Below are 17,847 nucleotides of genomic sequence, written 5' to 3' on the forward strand. Positions count from 1 at the left end.
GATGCTGCGGAGGAGTCGTCAGTCGAGGGTGAGCTCGGGCACGTCGGGCGTGTCGAATCCGAAGGCCGCGCCGAGGAACGCCAGCTCGCTCTCGAGCGCGTGCACGATCGTCTCGGCGCTGCGGAAGCCGTGCCCCTCGCCTTCGTACAGGACGTACGCGTGCGGGACGCCCCGCGCGACGAGGGCATCGCGAATGGCCTCGGCCTGCGCAGGAGGTACGACCGCGTCTTCCGACCCCTGGAGGATGAGCATCGGCACGCGGAATCGGTCGGCCGACGTCAGTGGTGAGCGCTCGACGTAGAGGGGTTCGGCCTCGGGGAGCGGGCCGATGAGGCCGTCGAGGTAGCGCGCCTCGAAGTCGTGCGTGTCGGCGGCGAGGGCGCGGGCGTCCCCGACGCCGTACCGCGAGATACCGGCCGCGAAGACGTCGGTGCGGACGAGTGCCGACAGCACCGTCCATCCGCCGGCCGAGCCGCCTTCGATCGCGATCCGCGACGGGTCGGCCAGTCCGTCGTCGCTGAGCGCCATCGCGGCGGCGGCCACATCGTCGACGTCGACGACGCCCCACTGCCCGCGAAGGCGTTCGCGGTAGGGGCGTCCGTAGCCGGTCGAACCGCCGTAGTTGACGTCGAGCACGCCGATCCCGCGGCTCGTGAAGTACGCGACCTTGGCCGACGCCGCCGGTCCTACGTGGGAGGTCGGACCCCCGTGCACGAGGACGAGGTAGGGCGGCTTCTCGTCCGCCGGGGCGGTCGCCTCGGGATTCGTCGGGGGGTAGGCGAAGGCGTGCACGGGGCCGTGGGGTCCGTGTGCGGTGATCGGCCGCGCGACAGGGAACCACTCGGGGCCCGGACCGTTCGAGTCTCCGGCGATGCACTGCACGACCGGGGTGTCGAGATCGCTCGCGTCGACGAGCCAGAGGCCGGCGCCACCCGAGGCGGTGGCTCCCGAGACGAGCGCGCGCGTCGTCGAGACGTCTTCGACGGAGGCGCCCGCGACGATCGGCAGCGGCAGGGGCGCGACCCGGTCGCCGTCCACGACGACCAGCTGGTCGGCCCCGTCGGTGCGGACGGCGACGAGACGTCCGTCGTCGAGCGCTCCGAACCATCGCGTCCCGAGCACCCAGAGCGCACCGCCGGTGTCGGCGTCTGCCGGAGCCAGGGCGACGGGTGCGGCATCGCCCTCGACGCGCCAGAGATTCCACCGTCCGGTCGGGTCGTCGGCATACGTCACCTCGTTCGGCCCCGTCCACACCGGTTGCAGAGCGGCTGTGTCGAGGGCGTTGACCGTGCGTGGAGCGGATGCGCGGCCGTCGACGATCTCGGCGATGCGCAGCTGCGTGCGATCCCAGGGCATGTCGGGGTGGTTCCACGCGACCCAGGCCAGACGCGCGCCGTCGGGAGAGATGGCGGGTTGCGCGACGAAGTCGGTACCGCCCGCCACCCTGACGAGGCGACCGGCATCGTCGGCAGCCGACCCGTCGAGCGGGATCCGCACGATGTCGCGCACCGGCACCGGGGCTCCTTCATGGCGTTCGCGGACGGCCAGCAGCATCCCTCCGCCCCACGTCAGGCCGGCGAATCGCGCGGAGGGGTCGTCGGGGGTGAGTGGGCGCGGACGGCCGCCCGGGGTGAGGGCCCACACGCGCTGGTCGGATTTCTCGGAGAAGACCAGCTCGCCCTCGGCGGCGGTCCAGGCACCGCCCCCGTACTCGTGGACGCGAGAGCGCGCGCTCAGCGGAGCGGGGAGCAGGTCGTCGATCGATCCGTCGGGTCGTCGGCGCATGACCGTCGTCCGTCCGCCCTCGGAGGGCATCGTCTGACCCCACCAGATGTCGTCTCCGACGAAACGCGCTCCGTCGGTGCGCGGTGACGCGGCGGCGACGGACGTCGCGCGGAACGGGGAGGGCCAGGAACCGTAGGGGAGCGGGGAATCCATCCCCTCACCCTAGATCGGCGGTCGGACGTCGATCAGACGGCCCGCAGCACCGCCACGACCTTGCCGAGGACGACGGCGTCGTCGCCGAGGATCGGCTCGAACGCGCTGTTGCGGGGGAGGAGCCAGGTGTGGCCGTCGCGTCGGCGGAAGGTCTTGACGGTGGCCTCGTCGTCGAGCATCGCCGCGACGATCTCGCCGTTCTCGGCGTTCTGCTGCGAACGCACGACCACCCAGTCGCCGTCGCAGATCGCGGCGTCGATCATCGACTCGCCCGAGACCTTGAGCATGAACAGGTCGCCCTTACCCACGAGCTGTCGGGGGAGGGGGAAGATCTCGTCCACCTGCTGGTCGGCGGTGATGGGGACGCCGGCGGCGATGCGCCCGACGAGGGGCACGAGCGCGGCGTCGCCGACGGCCGGGGCGTTGTCGGCGGGGTTCTCGGCCGACGCGCCGGGGAGATCGATCAGCACTTCCATCGCCCGCGTCTTGCCGGGGTCGCGACGGAGGTAACCGCTCAGTTCGAGCTGATTGAGCTGGTGGGTGACGCTGGAGAGCGACTTGAGTCCGACCGCGTCGCCGATCTCTCGCATGCTGGGCGGGTAGCCGTGACGGCTGATCGAGCGCTGGATCACTTCGAGGATCGCCATCTGCTTGTCACTGAGACTCTTGCGGCGGCGGGTCTGCGGTTTGTCCCGGGCGCCGGACGGCATCGCGTCGCTCATTCTGGCTGCTCCCTCTCGCGCCCGAGGGGCGCCGGTCTTCGAATGTCGGAGGTCCGTGATGGTGTCTCCCTGTCGAAACCGTATACGGATTCGCACGCACTCCGCGGCTGCCCGCCGCGTGTCGCGTTCGATCCATCTCCGAGAGGAACGGTGTTGACACCCTGACTGTATCGAAGATAGATTCGGAAGAGAGCTTCGCATCCGGCGCTCCGGCCCGAGAGCCGGATGCGAATCTCTCACCTGAGGAGGAACCCCATGACCACCATCGGCATCGCCCCCGTCGTACCGACCACGCGCCTTCGTCTGACCGCACGCGGTCGCCGGGTGCTCACCGGTCTCGCCGCGTTCCCGTTCGTGGTGGCCATCGCCGTCGCGGCGATCAGCGGCGGTTCTGCTCTGGCCTCGCGCGATGCGGGTGCGCCCGCGGGTACGTTCACCGAGGTCACCGTCATGGCGGGCGAGTCGCTCTGGGGTATCGCCCAGGAGGTCGCGCCGTCCGCCGATCCGCGTGACGTGGTCGACGCGATCGTGCGGCTGAACGCCCTCGACGGGGTGGAGCTCTCCGCCGGCCAGCGGCTCGCGATTCCCGCGGAGTACTCCGCGGCCCCCTGAGCCCGCCCTACCATCGAAGGGTGACCACGAGGCTCGATGACCTTCCGCTCCGCGACGATCTACGCGGGATGAAACCCTACGGTGCGCCCCAGGCGGCGTTGCCGGTGGCGCTGAACGTGAACGAGAACACCCATCCGGTGCCGGATGACGTGGCCGGTGACATCCTCGATGCGGTGGCGCGTGCCCTGCGCGATGTGAACCGCTACCCCGACCGCGAGTTCACCGCACTTCGCGAGGCGTTCGCCGACTACCTCGGCGAGGGGCTGACGCGCGAGCAGATCTGGGCCGGGAACGGGTCGAACGAGGTGCTGCAGCACCTGCTGCAGGCGTTCGCCGGACCCGGTCGTACCGCCTTCTCGTTCGATCCGACGTATTCGATGTACCCGTTATTGACGCGGGGCACGGGCGCCCGATGGGTGTCCGGTGAGCGGTCGCACGACTACACCGTCTCGCCGGCGTCGGCGGCCGAGCAGATCACCGAGGTGCGCCCCGACGTGACCTTCCTCTGCGCGCCGAACAATCCGACCGGAACCCCGATGACGCTCGACGTGATCGCGGCCGCCTACGACGCGACCGAGGGCATCGTCATCGTCGATGAGGCTTACCAGGAGTTCGCCCCGCACGACGCGCCCTCCGCGGTCACCCTCCTCCCCGGGCGTGAGCGCCTCGTCGTCTCGCGCACCATGAGCAAGGCCTTCGCCTTCGCCGGGGCCCGGGTCGGGTACCTCGCTGCCGACCCCGCTCTCATCGACGCGTTGCGACTCGTACGGTTGCCGTACCACTTGAGCGCGCTCACGCAGGCCGCCGCGACGGCGGCTCTGGGTCACGCCGACACGATGCTGAGCATGGTGGATGAGATCGTCTCTCAGCGCGACCGGATCTCGGCGACGGTCGAAGCCCTCGGGTATCAGGCGCACGAATCGTGGACGAACTTCGTCCTGTTCGGTGGCGTATCCGACCCCGCGGCGACGTGGCAGGCGTTGTACGACCGTGGCGTGCTGATCCGAGACATCGGCATCCCTCACCACCTGCGGGTCACGGCGGGCACCGAAGACGAGACGACCGCGTTCCTCGACGCGCTGGCCTCGGTAGGATCGGGCACATGACCGGCCCCTCCCGAACCGCCTCGATCCGCCGCGCGACCAGCGAGTCGAGCGTCGAGTTGGAGCTCGATCTCGACGGGTCGGGCAAGAGCTCCATCGACACGTCGGTGCCCTTCTTCGACCACATGCTGATGGCGTTCGCGAAGCACTCGCTGATCGACCTCACCGTCCGTGCCGCGGGTGACACGCACATCGACGCCCACCACACCGTCGAGGACGTGTCGATCGTTCTCGGCACGGCCATCCGCGAGGCCCTCGGCGACAAGGCCGGCATCTCGCGGTACGGCGATGCCCTCGTGCCGCTCGACGAGGCCCTCGCGCAGGCGGTCGTCGACATCAGCGGACGCCCCTACCTGGTGCACACCGGCGAACCCGAGGGATTCGAGCAGCACCTCATCGGGGGGCACTTCACGGGCTCGCTGGTGCGTCACACCTTCGAGGCGATCGCGTTCAACGGCGCACTCACCGTGCACGTTCGCGTTCTGGGCGGTCGTGACCCTCACCACATCGCGGAGGCGGAGTACAAGGCCTTCGCCCGAGCGTTCCGCCAGGCCAAGGCGCTCGACCCCCTGGTCGACGGCATCCCGAGCACGAAGGGCGCGCTGTGAGCTCGCGTCCCGTCGTCGCGGTGCTCGACTACGGGTCGGGCAACGTCCACTCCGCCGTCAAGGCGCTGGTGGCGGCCGGTGCCGACGCCCGGCTGACGCGTGATCGCGACCTCGTGCTGGAGGCCGACGGCCTGGTCGTTCCCGGTGTCGGTGCCTTCGAAGCCGTCATGGGCGCGTTGCGCGCACACCGCGGGGGCGATCTGATCGATCGGCGCCTCGCCGGCGGCCGCCCGGTGCTCGGTATCTGCGTCGGCATGCAGGTGCTCTTCGAGCGGGGAGTCGAGCGCGGCGTCGACAGCGAGGGGCTGGGGGAGTGGCCGGGCGCCGTCACCCAGCTCGAGGCGCCGGTCCTTCCGCACATGGGGTGGAACACCGTCCGCCCCGACGCCGGTTCGCGCCTGTTCGCCGGCATCGAGCAGGAGCGCTTCTACTTCGTCCACTCGTATGCCGCACAGCGTTGGGAGCTCGATGTGCAGCCGCCGTTCCCGGCGCCGTCGCTGACGTGGTGCGACTACGGCGAGCCTTTCCTCGCCGCGGTCGAGAACGGTCCGCTGGCCGCGACGCAGTTCCACCCCGAGAAATCGGGGGACGCGGGCATCCGCCTGCTCGCCAATTGGATCGACGGCCTCGGCGCCGCTACTGTCTAACCTCGTGCCACAGCGAGCGACCGGCGTCCGCGTGCACGAGGAGCCATGAACGATTTCGCGTCAACACCCGAGCTGATCCTCCTCCCCGCCGTCGATGTCGCAGGCGGCAAGGCCGTGCGGCTGACCCAGGGCGAGGCCGGAACCGAGACGAACTACGGCGACCCGGTCGATGCGGCCGCCGACTTCGCGCGCCAGGGTGCGGGTTGGATCCACCTCGTCGACCTCGATGCGGCCTTCGGGCGCGGGAACAACACCGCGGTGATGCGTCGTGTGATCAAGCAGGTGCGTGGCGTTCAGGTGGAGCTCTCCGGAGGAATCCGCGACGACCGCTCGCTCGAGGCCGCTCTCGACAGCGGCGCCAGCCGCATCAACCTCGGCACCGCGGCGCTGGAGAACCCCGAGTGGGCCGCCGATGTCATCGGCCGCTACGGCGACGCGATCGCGGTCGGCCTCGACGTGCGCGGTACGACACTCGCCGCGCGTGGCTGGACCCGCGACGGCGGCGACCTCTGGACCGTCCTCGCCCGTCTCGAAGACGCCGGCTGCAGCCGATACGTCGTCACCGACGTGACGAAGGACGGAACGCTCAAGGGCCCGAACATCGACCTTCTGCGCGAGATCGCGGAGCGCACCCCGAAGCCCGTCGTGGCGTCGGGCGGCGTCTCGAGCCTCGACGACATCGCAGCCCTTCGCGAGCTGGTCCCGCTCGGCGTCGAGGGCGCGATCGTGGGCAAGGCACTCTACGCCGGGGCGTTCACCCTGGCCGAGGCGCTGGATGTCGCCGGAGGGTGACGTTCCCGCGGGTGATTCCGCGGGGGTGCCCTGGGAGGGGCGACGCTTCGAGGACAATCGCCACGCGGCCGACGACGGTTCCGCCGACCCGGCGCTGCTGGTCGCGCTGACCGCCGACGCCGACGGAGCACGGGACGCGCGCGCGGTCGTCGAGGCCTATCGCACCGCTCGGCTGCTCATTCCACTGGTCGCCGACAAGGGCGACGAGGGCGTGGGCCCGCACGGTCTGGTCGTCGACAAGACGCAGGAACTGTCGATCGTCACCGTGGCCGCCCCCGACGGGCGCAAGGTGCTGCCGGTCTTCACGTCGGTCGATGCCATGAAACGGTGGGACGCCGTGGCGCGGCCCATCCCCGCCGACGGCGTGCGCACGGCGGTCGCCGCGGCCGGAGACGACACCGAGCTGATCGTGATCGACCCGGGCTCCGACACCGAGTTCGTGCTTCGGCGGCCGGCGGTGTGGGCAATAGGTCAGGGCATCGCGTGGGAGCCCAGCCACACGTCGGCCGAGGTGTTCACCGGGTTGCAGCAGAGCGTCGGGGCCGAGCTCGCGGTGCTCGACTTCGCCGTCGAGCCGGGAGACCCGACCGACCGGCTGCGGGGGCCCGAGCTCATCGTCCACCTTCAGCTCATGCAGGGTCTCGAGCAGGATGAGCTCGATGCCGTCCTCGCGCGTCTGGCGCGCCGCTGGGCCGCCGACGACCGTATCGCCGTGCTGGTCGACTCCCTCACGGTCAAACTCCACCGCGAGTAACGGACGCAGCATCCGCCCTCTCCCGAGGTCGACGATCGCGGCCGGCAGCGCGCGACGTGGCGAGGTCTGCGGGCCGCGACGGAGGGCGCAGGGATGTCGGCCGCGCGCCATGCGGATGCGCAGCATCCGCCCTCCTGTTCGAGGTCGACGATCGCGGCCAGGGCGGGTGGCGCGACGGGCGCCCTGGACTTCGACGGAGGGCGCAGGGATGTCGGCCGCGCGCCATGCGGATGCGCAGCATCCGCCCTCCTGTTCGAGGTCGACGATCGCGGTCGGGAGCGCGCGACGACGCGAGGTCTGCGGGCCGCGCCGGAGGGCGCAGGGATGTCGGCCCCGAGCCAATCGGGGTAGGGGCCCCTCTCTTGGTTCGGGGACGACATCCCGGAGCCCGGAGTCGCAGCCCGCAGACCGGACCCCCGTCACACGCCCCGAGAGCCCGAGATCAGTTGACCGGCCCGGTCCACTTCTCGCCCGGCCCCTTGCCGATGGGGTCGGGGATGACGGATGCTTCGCGGAAGGCGAGCTGCAGTGAGCGCAGGCCGTCGCGGAGCGACCGCGCGTGCATGTCGCTGATCTCGGGCGCTGCGGCGGTGATGAGGCCTGCGAGTGCGTTGATGAGCTTGCGGGCCTCGTCGAGGTCGGTCTGGTGCGCCGGGTCGTCGGCGAGACCGACCTTGACGGCGGCAGCGCTCATGAGGTGCACGGCGGTGGTGGTGATCACCTCGACGGCGGGGACGTCGGCGAGGTCGCGTCCGGCCGATTCGGCCGAGCGTTCGCCGTCCTCCTCCCATCGCGTGAGTCGTTCGTCGCCGCCCTCGGGGGAGTCGGAGGGGACGTCGTTACCGGGAATCGTGTGCACGTGGTTCTCTCTGCTAGACTTTGGCGGGCTTCGGAGCTTTCTGTTCCGAACGAAAGAGGATCACATCCCACCCGCGCTTGCCGCTCAAGGCTACCGGGTCCACGCACTCCGCTCCGGTCGCCCGGGGTTGCACGGGTGTAGAGCCGGCGTTTCGCACGTCGAGTCGGGTGGAATGCGTCTTCTTCCGCCCGCGACGCTCCCGTGTCGCGGTGGTCTCCCGCAACGTAAGAGGAGTCCCGCATCAGCGATCCCCGCACCAATGACCGCATCCGCGTCCCCGAGGTCCGCCTCGTGGGTCCCGCTGGTGAGCAGGTCGGCGTCGTCCGCATCGAGGTGGCGCTGCGCCTGGCCCAGGAGGCCGACCTCGATCTCGTCGAGGTAGCCCCGAACTCGAAGCCGCCCGTGGTCAAGATCATGGATTACGGCAAATTCAAGTACGAGACTGCGCAGAAGGCAAAGGAAGCGCGTCGCAACCAGGCGAACACCGTCCTCAAAGAGGTGCGGTTCCGCCTGAAGATCGAGGCTCACGACTACATAACCAAGCTCAAGCGCGCGGAGGGCTTCCTCCAGGCGGGCGACAAGGTCAAGGCGATGATCCTGTTCCGTGGTCGCGAGCAGTCGCGTCCCGACCAGGGTGTGCGCCTGCTCCGCAAGTTCGCGGAGGATGTCGCCGAGTTCGGCACCGTCGAGTCGAACCCGACGATCGACGGCCGCAACATGGTGATGGTGGTCGCACCCCACAAGAACAAGTCCGAGGTCAAGACGGAGCAGAACGCTCAGCGCGCTGCGACGAAGGAAGCGGCCCGCTCGGGCTCGCGCCCGGACTCCTCCGATTCCGAGCCTGCCGCGGCATCCGCCGAGTAGGCCCCAGACTCCCGCCTCGCGGGAAACCCAACGAAGGAAAGACAGATGCCGAAGCAGAAGACCCACTCGGGTGCCAAGAAGCGCTTCAAGTTGACCGGTAGCGGCAAGCTCATGAAGCAGCAGGCCGGCATGCGGCACAACCTCGAGGGCAAGGCCTCGAAGCGGACCCGCCGTCTGAACCAGGAGCAGGTCCTGGCCAAGGGCGACGCCAAGGTCGCGAAGAAGCTCCTCGGCCTTTGAGCGCCGACGCACGTTAGGAACGATAAGAAATGGCTAGAGTCAAGCGGGCAGTAAACGCCCACAAGAAGCGTCGCGTCATCCTCGAGCGCGCCTCCGGTTACCGCGGACAGCGTTCGCGCCTGTACCGCAAGGCGAAGGAGCAGGTCACCCACTCGCTCGTCTACGCGTACCGTGACCGTCGCAAGCGCAAGGGCGACTTCCGTCGTCTGTGGATCCAGCGCATCAACGCGGCATCGCGTCAGAACGGCCTCACGTACAACCGTCTGATCCAGGGCCTCGGCCTCGCGGGCGTCCAGGTCGACCGTCGCATGCTCGCCGAGCTCGCGGTCAACGAGCCCGCCACGTTCGCGTCGCTCGTGGCGACCGCGAAGGCCGCGCTCCCGGCCGATGTGAACGCAGCCAAGACCGCGTAAGCATCCGTTCTTCCAGAAAGGGCGTCCTCCTCCGGGGGGCGCCCTTTCTGCTGCCCCGCCCGCGTCGGTCGCGGAGCGGACGGGGTGGGAGCCCTAGGCTGGCCCCGTGCTCGAGAATCCCCGTTCGCCGCGCGTCCGCGCGGTCGCGAAGCTGGCCAAGCGTAGTGCGCGACAGGAGACAGGTCTCTTCCTGCTCGAGGGCCCGCAGGCCGCGCGCGAGGCGCTGCAGTACGCTCCCGAGTCGCTCGTCGAGCTGTTCGCGACGCCGACCGCGATGGAGAAGCACACCGACATCCGCGACGCGGCGCGCGCCGCCGACCTCGAGGTGGAGTACACCACCGAGGCGGTGCTCGACGCGATGGCCGACACGGTGACCCCGCAGGGGATCGTCGCCGTCGCGCGTCAGAACCCCACGTCGATGCGCGAGGTCTTCGCCTCGAATCCGCGGCTGGTGGCGATCTGCGAAGAGGTGCGCGACCCCGGCAATCTGGGCACCATCATCAGAGCGGCGGATGCTGCCGGTGCGGACGCCGTCGTCCTCACCGGGCGCACCGTGGACCCCTACAACCCGAAGGTCGTGCGGTCGACGACCGGATCCCTCTTCCACCTGCCGATCGCCGTGGGGGGCGAGCTCGAGGCGGCGGTGGAGCGTGCCCACGCCGCCGGGATGCGGGTCGTGGCCGCCGACGTCGACGGCACCGACTTCCTCGCTTCGCGGCACCTGCTCGCCGAGCCCACCGCGTGGCTGTTCGGCAACGAGGCGCGCGGGCTCGAGGAGCCGGCTCTGGCCCACGCCGATCTCGCGCTCCGCCTGCCGATCTACGGTCGGGCCGAGTCGTTGAATCTCGCGACCGCGGCGAGCGTGTGCCTGTACGAGACGGCGTTCGCGCAGCGCGCGAACCCGTGATATGGCGCGTACCCCTGCTGTTACAGAACGGTTAAGGCTCGCGTCAATACGTGTCGCGGGTCTCACAGGCCTCGTAGGGTGAAGTCATGGCGACCTCTGATCCACGGCCGGCCGGCGACTCGCTCGTCGTGATGAGCGATGTGCAGAAGCACTACGGCGACTTCCAAGCGCTGAAAGACATCGACCTCACGGTCTCGCGCGGCGAGGTCGTCGTCGTGATCGGGCCGTCGGGCTCGGGCAAGTCGACCCTGTGCCGCACCATCAACCGTCTCGAGACGATCACCTCGGGTGTGATCACGATCGACGGCAAGGAGCTTCCCAAAGAGGGGAAGGGCCTCGCGCAGTTGCGCGCCGACGTGGGCATGGTCTTCCAGTCGTTCAACCTGTTCGCCCACCTCACGATCCTCGAGAACGTCACGCTCGGGCCGATCAAGGTGCGCGGGATGAAGAAGGCCGACGCCGAGCGCGAGGCGCGCGTGCTGCTCGAGCGGGTCGGGATCGTCGCGCAGGCCGACAAGCTGCCCGCGCAGCTGTCGGGCGGCCAGCAGCAGCGTGTCGCGATCGCGCGTGCCCTCGCGATGAAGCCGAAGCTGATGCTGTTCGACGAGCCGACCAGCGCGCTCGACCCCGAGATGATCAACGAGGTTCTCGACGTCATGGTCGGCCTCGCCCGCGACGGCATGACGATGATCGTCGTCACCCACGAGATGGGCTTCGCGCGTAAGGCCGCCGACCGCGTGATCTTCATGGCCGACGGCCAGATCGTCGAAGAGGCCGCGCCCGAGCAGTTCTTCACGCGACCGGAGAGCGCGCGGGCCAAGGACTTCCTCTCCAAGCTGATCACCCACTGATTGCGGAGGATGCTGACACCTCCCCCCGACGTCGGATCTGCATAACAGGTCCGCGACCACACAGCACCCACACCAAGGAGATTCCATGCGTAAGACACGAATGATCGCCGGATTCGGCCTCGCCGCCGTCGCGGCCCTCGTGCTCACCGCCTGCAACAGCGGGTCACCCACCACCCCCGGCGCGCCCGAGGCGGGTAGCGACGACGCGCTCTGGGAGGTCGCGACCGACGTCTCGCTCACCGACAGCCCCACCTACGACCGCATGGTCGAGCGCGACGGCGTCGTCATCGGTGTGAAGAACGACCAGCCCGGACTCGGGTACCAGGACGCGGCTTCCGGAGACCGTACGGGCTTCGACGTCGACATCGCACGCTGGATCGCCGCGTCGCTCGGCTTCGACGAGGACAAGATCACCTACCAGACGATCCCGTCCGCCAACCGCGAGCAGGCCATCGTCAACGGTGACATCGACTACTACGTCGGCACGTACTCCATCACCGACAAGCGCAAAGAGCAGATCGACTTCGCGGGCCCCTACTTCATCACCGGTCAGGGTCTGCTCGTCGCCGCCGACGACGACTCGATCAACGGTCCCGACGACCTCGCCGGCAAGACCGTGTGCTCGGTGACCGGTTCGACCCCGCTCCAGCGCATCCGCGACGAGTACAGCCCGGGTAACACCGTCGAGTACGACACCTACTCGCAGTGCGTCGAGCAGCTCAAGGGCGGACAGGTCGACGCCATCACGACCGACGAGGCCATCCTCGCCGGCTACGTCGCGCTCGAGCCCGACGCGCTGAAGATCGCGGGCGAGCCGTTCAGCGAGGAGCGCTACGGCATCGGCCTGGAGAAGGGCGACACCGCCCTGAAGAGCCACATCAACACCCTCCTCACCGACGGTGGCGACGTCTGGACGTCCCTGTTCGACCTCCACCTCGAGCCGGCCGGCATCGCCGGAACGCAGCCCGCGGTCGACGAGTGATCCCCGGGGGCGGCTTCGGCCGCCCCCACCCCTCGTCCGTTCGAACACGTAGGAAGGCGATGTCGTGAACATCATCACCGACAACACCGACATCTGGTGGGACGGCCTGGTCGGCACGCTCATCCTCTTCTTCGGCGGCGGTCTCCTGGCTCTCGTCCTCGGCATCATCGTGGGCGGCATGCGGGTCTCTCCGATTCCGATCGCACGCTGGATGGGCACGCTCTACGTGAACACCATCCGCAACACCCCGCTGACGCTCGTCTTCTTCGGGTTCGCCTTCGCCCTTCCGCCCCTGCTGCAGATCCGCATCGACCCGCTCATCCTCGGTGTGGCGGCGCTCGGCATCTACACGGCGACGTACGTCGCCGAGACGATCCGGTCGGGCATCAACACCGTGCCCGTCGGGCAGGCGGAGGCCGCACGCGCCCTCGGTCTCACGTTCGGCCAGGTGATGGGCTCCGTCGTGATGCCGCAGGCCTTCCGCTCGGTGATCCCTCCGATGATGAGCGTGTTCATCGCCCTCCTCAAGAACACCACCGTGGCCGCTGGATTCAGCGTGATCAACCTCGGCTCCGTCCGCAGCTACCTCAGCGAGCGCGGTGAGAATCAGCTGTTCGTGATCCTCTGGGTCGCGGTCATCTTCGTCGCGCTCGTACTGCTTCTGTCCTGGCTGCAGCGCAGTCTCGAGAACCGATGGAGGGTGGCGCGATGAGCAGTGTCCTGTTCGACGTCCCGGGTCCGCGCGCGATCGCGCGCAACCGCATCTTCGGTGTGGTCACGGTGCTCGTGGTTCTGGCGATCCTCGGGTTCTTCGTCTGGCGACTGGCCGTGACGGGCCAGTTCACCGCGCAGAAGTGGTCGGCGTTCACCTACTCCAACGTCTGGCTCAGCATCGGCCAGGCCGCGCTGGCGACCCTCGGTGCCTTCGCCTCGGCGGCCGTCGGTGCGCTCGTGCTCGGTTTCGTGCTGGCCATCGGACGCATGTCGAACCATCGCTGGATCCGCTGGCCCTTCACGGCGATCGTCGAGGTCCTGCGCGCCGTGCCGGTGCTGATCTTCATGTTCCTGCTCTACTACGGGCTGCCCGTCCTGGGCATCCGGATGGAGCCCTACTGGGCGGTCGTCATCGCCCTCGTCGCCTACAACGGGTCGGTGCTCGCCGAGGTCATCCGTGCCGGTGTCGAATCGTTGCCGCGGGGCCAGCACGAGGCGGGCTACGCGATCGGACTCCGCAAGGCCGGGGTCATGCGTCTCGTGCTCCTGCCGCAGGCCGTTCGCGCCATGATGCCCGTCATCATCGCCCAGCTCGTCGTCACGCTGAAAGACACCGCCCTCGGCTTCATCGTCACCTACCCCGAGCTGCTCTTCTACGCCCGCTACATCGGCGGGCAGGCGACCTACGGCTCGCCCATCGTGCCGGCCACGATCATCATCGGCGCCATCTACATCGGACTCTGCCTTCTCCTCTCGCTCGTCGCCACCACCGTGGAGAAGCGACTGCGTCGCTCGGCGAAGACCGGCGGCAACGTCGCCGGAGCGAACCAGGCGACCCAGGAGGTCACGGACACCGAGCTCATCGTGGCGCAGCGCGGCCTCGGCAAGTACGACATGGGCGGCAGCGGTCTGGGCGGCGGCGGACTCGGCGGCGGCGCGAACGCTCGCTGATCGTCGCCGCCGGGAATGCCCGGCCGCCGACGGCCCCACCCGCGGTCGGGCGCGACGCGCAGCGATCGCCGAAGGCCCGACCGTGCACGGCGCGCCGAACGCAGCATCCGCCCGTCGGTAGACTCGACTCTCGTGTCCGATGCCCCCGAGATCACCCCTGAAGCGGTAGCCACCGCGGTCGATGCCGCCCTTGCTGCCATCGCCGCCGCGACCACCACCGCCGACCTCAAGTCCGCGCGCGCGGCGCACACCGCGGAAGGCTCGCCGTTGGCGCGGCTGAACGCGGGGCTGCGCCAGGTCGCCCCCGAGAACAAGGCCGCCTTCGGCAAGCTCGTCGGTCAGGCCCGCGGGCGCGTGACCCAGGCGCTCGCCGCCCGCGAGACCGAGCTCGCCGAGGCCGAGACGGCCGCGAAGCTCGAGGCCGAGCGCGTGGACATCACCGCCCTGCCGCGCCGCGCTCGCGTGGGTGCGCGGCATCCGATCTCGCTCCTGCAGGAGCAGATCTCCGACATCTTCGTCGGCATGGGGTGGGAGATCGCCGAAGGCCCCGAGCTCGAGCACGAGTGGTTCAACTTCGACGCGCTCAACTTCGACGTCGATCACCCCGCGCGTCAGATGCAGGACACGTTCTTCGTCGACCCGGTCGACCGTCACCTCGTCATGCGCACGCACACGTCGCCGGTGCAGGTGCGATCGATGCTCGAGCGCGATCTGCCGATCTACGTGCTCTGCCCGGGGCGGGTCTACCGCACCGACGAGTTCGACGCGACCCACCTGCCCGTGTTCACGCAGTTCGAAGGACTCGTCATCGACAAGGGCATCACGATGGCGAACCTCAAAGGAACCCTCGACCACGCCGCCCGCGTGCTCTTCGGGCCCGAGGCCAAGACACGGTTCCGTGCGAACTTCTTCCCCTTCACCGAGCCGAGCGCCGAGCTCGACCTCTGGCACCCGACCTTCAAGGGCGGCGCGCGCTGGATCGAGTGGGGCGGGTGCGGGATGGTGAACCCCAACGTGCTGCGCGCGGCGGGCATCGACCCCGAGGTCTACTCCGGCTTCGCGTTCGGGATGGGCATCGAGCGGACCCTGATGTTCCGCAGCGACGTGCAAGACATGCGCGACATGGCCGAGGGCGATGTGCGCTTCAGCGAACAGTTCGGAATGGTGGTCTGATGCGCGTCCCGCTCTCCTGGTTGCGCGAGTTCGTCGACGTCGCCCCCGAGGCCACGCCCGACGATGTGCTCGCCTCGCTCGTGCGCGTCGGTTTCGAGGAGGAGGACGTCCACGGCTTCGAGCTGCAGGGTCCGATCGTCGTGGGACAGGTGCTCGAGTTCATCGAGGAACCCCAGTCCAACGGAAAGACGATCCGCTGGTGCCAGGTCGATGTCGGCGAAGACTCCCCACGGGGGATCGTCTGCGGCGCGGGCAACTTCTTCCCCGGTGACAAGGTCGTCGTGACCCTGCCGGGTTCGGTGCTTCCCGGGCCCTTCCCGATCGCGGCGCGCAAGACGTACGGGCACGTCTCGGACGGCATGATCGCCTCCGCGAAAGAGCTCGGGCTCGGCCAGGAGCACTCGGGCATCCTGCGTCTGGTCGAGCTGGGCATCGACGCGCCCACCGGCGCCGACGCGATCGCGCTGCTCGGACTCGACGACGTCGCCGTCGAGATCAACGTCACCCCCGACCGCGGGTATGCGCTGTCGATGCGCGGTGTGGCTCGGGAGTACTCCCACGCCACGGGCGCGGCCTTCCGCGATCCGGGAGCCGGGCACACGGATGCGGCGTCGCGCACCCCCTCGGGATTCCCGATCGTCGTCGACGACCGCCTCCCCATCCGGGGCCGCGTGGGCGCGACGGAGTTCGTCGCCCGCATCGTCCGCGATGTGGATGCCACCAAGCCCACGCCGGCGTGGATGATCGCGCGCCTGTCGCTCGCGGGCATCCGGTCGCTCGGCGTGCTCATCGACATCACCAACTACGTCATGCTCGAGCTCGGCCAGCCCATCCACGGCTACGACCTCGACGCGCTGACCGGTGGCATCACGGTCCGTCGCGCCGAGCCGGGGGAGTCGCTCGAGACCCTCGACGGCCAGGTGCGCACGCTCCACCCCGAAGACCTCCTGATCACCGACGAGTCGGGGCCGATCGGCCTGGCCGGGGTGATGGGCGGCGGCACGACCGAGATGGGCGATACGACCCGCAACGTGCTCATCGAGGCGGCCACCTTCGACACGGTCTCGATCGCGCGCACCGCACGTCGTCACAAGCTGCCGTCCGAAGCATCCCGTCGTTTCGAGCGCGGCGTCGACCCGCTCGTGCCGTTCGTCGCCGCCGAACGCGTCGCCGAGCTCATGGTGCAGCTCGCCGGGGGCACGCTCGACACCGAACTCGGCGGATCGTTGTCGGCGACCTACGAGCGCGACGCGATCTCCCTCCCGCGCGGCTTCGTGTCGGGACTCATCGGCGTCGACTACACCGACGAGCAGATAGCCGCAGCCCTGCGCCTGGTCGGCTGCGATGTCGACACCTCGGTCGAACCGTGGGCCGTCGTTGCGCCGTCGTGGCGCCCCGACGTGACCGACAAGTGGACGCTCGCCGAAGAAGTGGCGCGCATCGAGGGGTATGACCTCATCCCCTCCGTGCTGCCCGTGCCGCCCTCGGGCCGCGGTCTCACCGCCGCGCAGCAGGGTCGTCGCCGGGTCTCGAACGCTCTGGCGGCCGCGGGCTACGTCGAGACGCCCTCGTTCCCCTTCACGACCGAGGAGCAGAACGATCTGCACGGCTCGCCCAGCGGCGAGCACCTGCCGAGCGTGAAGATGGCCAACCCGCTCGACGGGCAGGCGCCGTTCCTGCGGCGCTCGCTCCTGCCGGCCCTGCTGCAGGCGGCGCACCGCAACGTCGCACGCGGTCTCACCGACCTCGCGGTCTTCGAGGCCGGCGCGGTGTTCCTCCCCGAGCCCGGCGTGACCTACGGCACCGACACGGTCCCGCCGCTGGGCGTGCGTCCGGACGCGGCGACGCTCGTCGCGCTCGACGCATCCATCCCGCCGCAGCGTCGTCATGTCGCCGTGCTCCTCACCGGTCCGATCGTCGACAAGCAGCCCGGTCAACCGGCCGTCACGGCCGCGCTCGCCGACGCGATCGACGCCGTGCGGATCATCGCCGGTGCCGCCGGCGTCGAGATCGAGCTGGCCCAGACCACCCGGGCGGCGCTGCACCCGGGGCGCGCGGGCGTGGTCAGGGTGGGCGCGACCGAGGTCGGCTACGTCGGCGAGCTGCTGCCCGCCGTGTCGGAGGCCGCCGACCTCCCCGGTCGCGTCGTCGTCGCCGAGCTCGACCTCGATCTGCTCCTCACGCTCGGCGGAGACCGTGTCGTCGCCGCGTCGCTCTCGGGGTTCCCCGCCGCGACGCAGGACGTCTCGCTCGTCGTCGATGCGACCCTTCCCGCGGGCGACGTGCGCGCCGCCCTCGTCGAGGGGGCCGGCGGTCTGCTCGAGTCGCTCCGCCTCGTCGACGACTACCGCGGCCAGGGACTCCCCGACGGCAGCAAGAGCCTCACGTTCGCGCTGCGATTCCGCGCTCCCGACCGCACCCTCACCGCGGCCGAGGCGTCGCAGGCGCGCCTGGCGGGCGTGGCCGTCGCCGCCGAGCGTTTCGGTGCGACCCTTCGCGAATAGCATCCGTTCTCGGTGAGACACCGTTTTCGGCTGAGACGCCCCGCCTGGCGTGGAGTCTCAGCCGAAAATGGTTCCTCGCGCCGAGGCGGGCGGATTTGCGGATGCTGCGCAGGCGCGGCTATCGTCGGCACATGCTTTCCGCCGCCTCCGCCGTCTCGGGCGTCGTGGGCGAGCGCCGCGGCCGCCGACTCTAGGCGACTCCCGCTTCCCGCC

The 17,847-nt window shown here is 69.7% G+C and carries 19 protein-coding genes; 16 read left to right on the plus strand and 3 right to left on the minus strand.

The genetic code is table 11. The features are described 5' to 3' along the window. Positions 1 to 18 precede the first annotated feature (18 nt). Together DEU34_RS11995 and lexA are read right to left on the minus strand one after the other, a co-directional pair. Complete coding sequence (locus DEU34_RS11995) at positions 19 to 1,938, minus strand: prolyl oligopeptidase family serine peptidase (RefSeq protein ID WP_121150499.1); 1,920 nt, start codon at positions 1,936 to 1,938, stop codon at positions 19 to 21. 32 nt (positions 1,939 to 1,970) lie between these two features. Further along, entirely contained in the window at positions 1,971 to 2,648 is a 678-nt protein-coding gene (gene lexA / locus DEU34_RS12000) for a transcriptional repressor LexA (RefSeq protein WP_121150501.1), read from the minus strand. Positions 2,649 to 2,915: 267 nt separating this feature from the next. Here lexA and DEU34_RS12005 point away from each other — a divergent pair, with 267 nt between their 5' ends. The 6 genes from DEU34_RS12005 to DEU34_RS12030 are packed head-to-tail and all read left to right on the plus strand — an operon-like array spanning position 2,916 to position 7,176. Continuing rightward, complete coding sequence (locus DEU34_RS12005; RefSeq protein WP_121150503.1) at positions 2,916 to 3,272, plus strand: LysM peptidoglycan-binding domain-containing protein; 357 nt, start codon at positions 2,916 to 2,918, stop codon at positions 3,270 to 3,272. A 20-nt stretch (positions 3,273 to 3,292) separates the two neighbouring features. Then, the gene (locus tag DEU34_RS12010) at positions 3,293 to 4,378 is read left to right on the plus strand and encodes a histidinol-phosphate transaminase (protein WP_121150505.1); all 1,086 of its coding nucleotides are present in this window, start codon (positions 3,293 to 3,295) and stop codon (positions 4,376 to 4,378) included. Further along, a complete protein-coding gene (gene hisB / locus DEU34_RS12015) occupies positions 4,375 to 4,983 on the plus strand; it encodes an imidazoleglycerol-phosphate dehydratase HisB (protein ID WP_121150507.1) in 609 nt (202 codons plus the stop codon). Before DEU34_RS12010 ends, hisB begins: the two co-directional genes overlap by 4 nt. After that, positions 4,980 to 5,630 carry an imidazole glycerol phosphate synthase subunit HisH gene (hisH, locus tag DEU34_RS12020; protein WP_121150508.1) on the plus strand — a complete coding sequence of 217 codons (651 nt, stop codon included), beginning with the start codon at positions 4,980 to 4,982 and terminating at the stop codon, positions 5,628 to 5,630. The genes hisB and hisH overlap by 4 nt, the downstream gene beginning before the upstream one ends. A 45-nt stretch (positions 5,631 to 5,675) precedes the next feature. Next, positions 5,676 to 6,422: a bifunctional 1-(5-phosphoribosyl)-5-((5-phosphoribosylamino)methylideneamino)imidazole-4-carboxamide isomerase/phosphoribosylanthranilate isomerase PriA gene (priA, locus tag DEU34_RS12025; RefSeq protein ID WP_116647322.1), complete on the plus strand. Its 747-nt coding sequence runs from the start codon at positions 5,676 to 5,678 to the stop codon at positions 6,420 to 6,422. Next, on the plus strand, positions 6,406 to 7,176 hold the full coding sequence (locus tag DEU34_RS12030) for an SseB family protein (RefSeq protein ID WP_121150509.1): 771 nt from the start codon (positions 6,406 to 6,408) through the stop codon (positions 7,174 to 7,176). Before priA ends, DEU34_RS12030 begins: the two co-directional genes overlap by 17 nt. A gap of 442 nt (positions 7,177 to 7,618) precedes the next feature. Here the strand turns inward: DEU34_RS12030 and DEU34_RS12035 are convergent, their stop codons facing one another. Beyond that, complete coding sequence (locus DEU34_RS12035) at positions 7,619 to 8,035, minus strand: DUF1844 domain-containing protein (protein WP_183042463.1); 417 nt, start codon at positions 8,033 to 8,035, stop codon at positions 7,619 to 7,621. A 240-nt stretch (positions 8,036 to 8,275) separates the two neighbouring features. Between DEU34_RS12035 and infC the strand changes: the two genes are divergently transcribed. The 10 genes from infC to pheT all read left to right on the plus strand — a co-directional run bounded on the left by infC (position 8,276) and on the right by pheT (position 17,634). Continuing rightward, positions 8,276 to 8,899, plus strand: coding sequence for a translation initiation factor IF-3 (gene infC, locus DEU34_RS12040; protein WP_116647320.1), 624 nt, complete (start codon positions 8,276 to 8,278; stop codon positions 8,897 to 8,899). Between the two features lie 45 nt (positions 8,900 to 8,944). Continuing rightward, the gene (gene rpmI / locus DEU34_RS12045; protein ID WP_055835219.1) at positions 8,945 to 9,139 is read left to right on the plus strand and encodes a 50S ribosomal protein L35; all 195 of its coding nucleotides are present in this window, start codon (positions 8,945 to 8,947) and stop codon (positions 9,137 to 9,139) included. A 29-nt stretch (positions 9,140 to 9,168) separates the two neighbouring features. Continuing rightward, on the plus strand, positions 9,169 to 9,552 hold the full coding sequence (rplT, locus tag DEU34_RS12050) for a 50S ribosomal protein L20 (protein ID WP_121150511.1): 384 nt from the start codon (positions 9,169 to 9,171) through the stop codon (positions 9,550 to 9,552). A gap of 106 nt (positions 9,553 to 9,658) precedes the next feature. Next, the gene (locus DEU34_RS12055) at positions 9,659 to 10,459 is read left to right on the plus strand and encodes an RNA methyltransferase (RefSeq protein WP_121150513.1); all 801 of its coding nucleotides are present in this window, start codon (positions 9,659 to 9,661) and stop codon (positions 10,457 to 10,459) included. Between the two features lie 86 nt (positions 10,460 to 10,545). Then, positions 10,546 to 11,310, plus strand: coding sequence for an amino acid ABC transporter ATP-binding protein (locus tag DEU34_RS12060; protein ID WP_116647317.1), 765 nt, complete (start codon positions 10,546 to 10,548; stop codon positions 11,308 to 11,310). Between the two features lie 85 nt (positions 11,311 to 11,395). Further along, positions 11,396 to 12,292 (plus strand): glutamate ABC transporter substrate-binding protein, encoded by an 897-nt coding sequence (locus DEU34_RS12065; protein ID WP_121150515.1) that lies wholly within the window; start codon positions 11,396 to 11,398, stop codon positions 12,290 to 12,292. 64 nt (positions 12,293 to 12,356) lie between these two features. Beyond that, on the plus strand, positions 12,357 to 13,004 hold the full coding sequence (locus tag DEU34_RS12070) for an amino acid ABC transporter permease (RefSeq protein WP_116647315.1): 648 nt from the start codon (positions 12,357 to 12,359) through the stop codon (positions 13,002 to 13,004). Next, positions 13,001 to 13,957: an amino acid ABC transporter permease gene (locus DEU34_RS12075; RefSeq protein ID WP_116647630.1), complete on the plus strand. Its 957-nt coding sequence runs from the start codon at positions 13,001 to 13,003 to the stop codon at positions 13,955 to 13,957. The genes DEU34_RS12070 and DEU34_RS12075 overlap by 4 nt, the downstream gene beginning before the upstream one ends. A gap of 132 nt (positions 13,958 to 14,089) precedes the next feature. Next, positions 14,090 to 15,130 carry a phenylalanine--tRNA ligase subunit alpha gene (pheS, locus tag DEU34_RS12080; protein WP_121150517.1) on the plus strand — a complete coding sequence of 347 codons (1,041 nt, stop codon included), beginning with the start codon at positions 14,090 to 14,092 and terminating at the stop codon, positions 15,128 to 15,130. Beyond that, complete coding sequence (gene pheT, locus DEU34_RS12085; protein ID WP_121150519.1) at positions 15,130 to 17,634, plus strand: phenylalanine--tRNA ligase subunit beta; 2,505 nt, start codon at positions 15,130 to 15,132, stop codon at positions 17,632 to 17,634. Before pheS ends, pheT begins: the two co-directional genes overlap by 1 nt. Positions 17,635 to 17,847: the final 213 nt, after the last annotated feature.

The sequence above is a fragment of the Microbacterium sp. AG1240 genome (genome assembly GCF_003635115.1).
GTDB lineage: Bacteria > Actinomycetota > Actinomycetes > Actinomycetales > Microbacteriaceae > Microbacterium.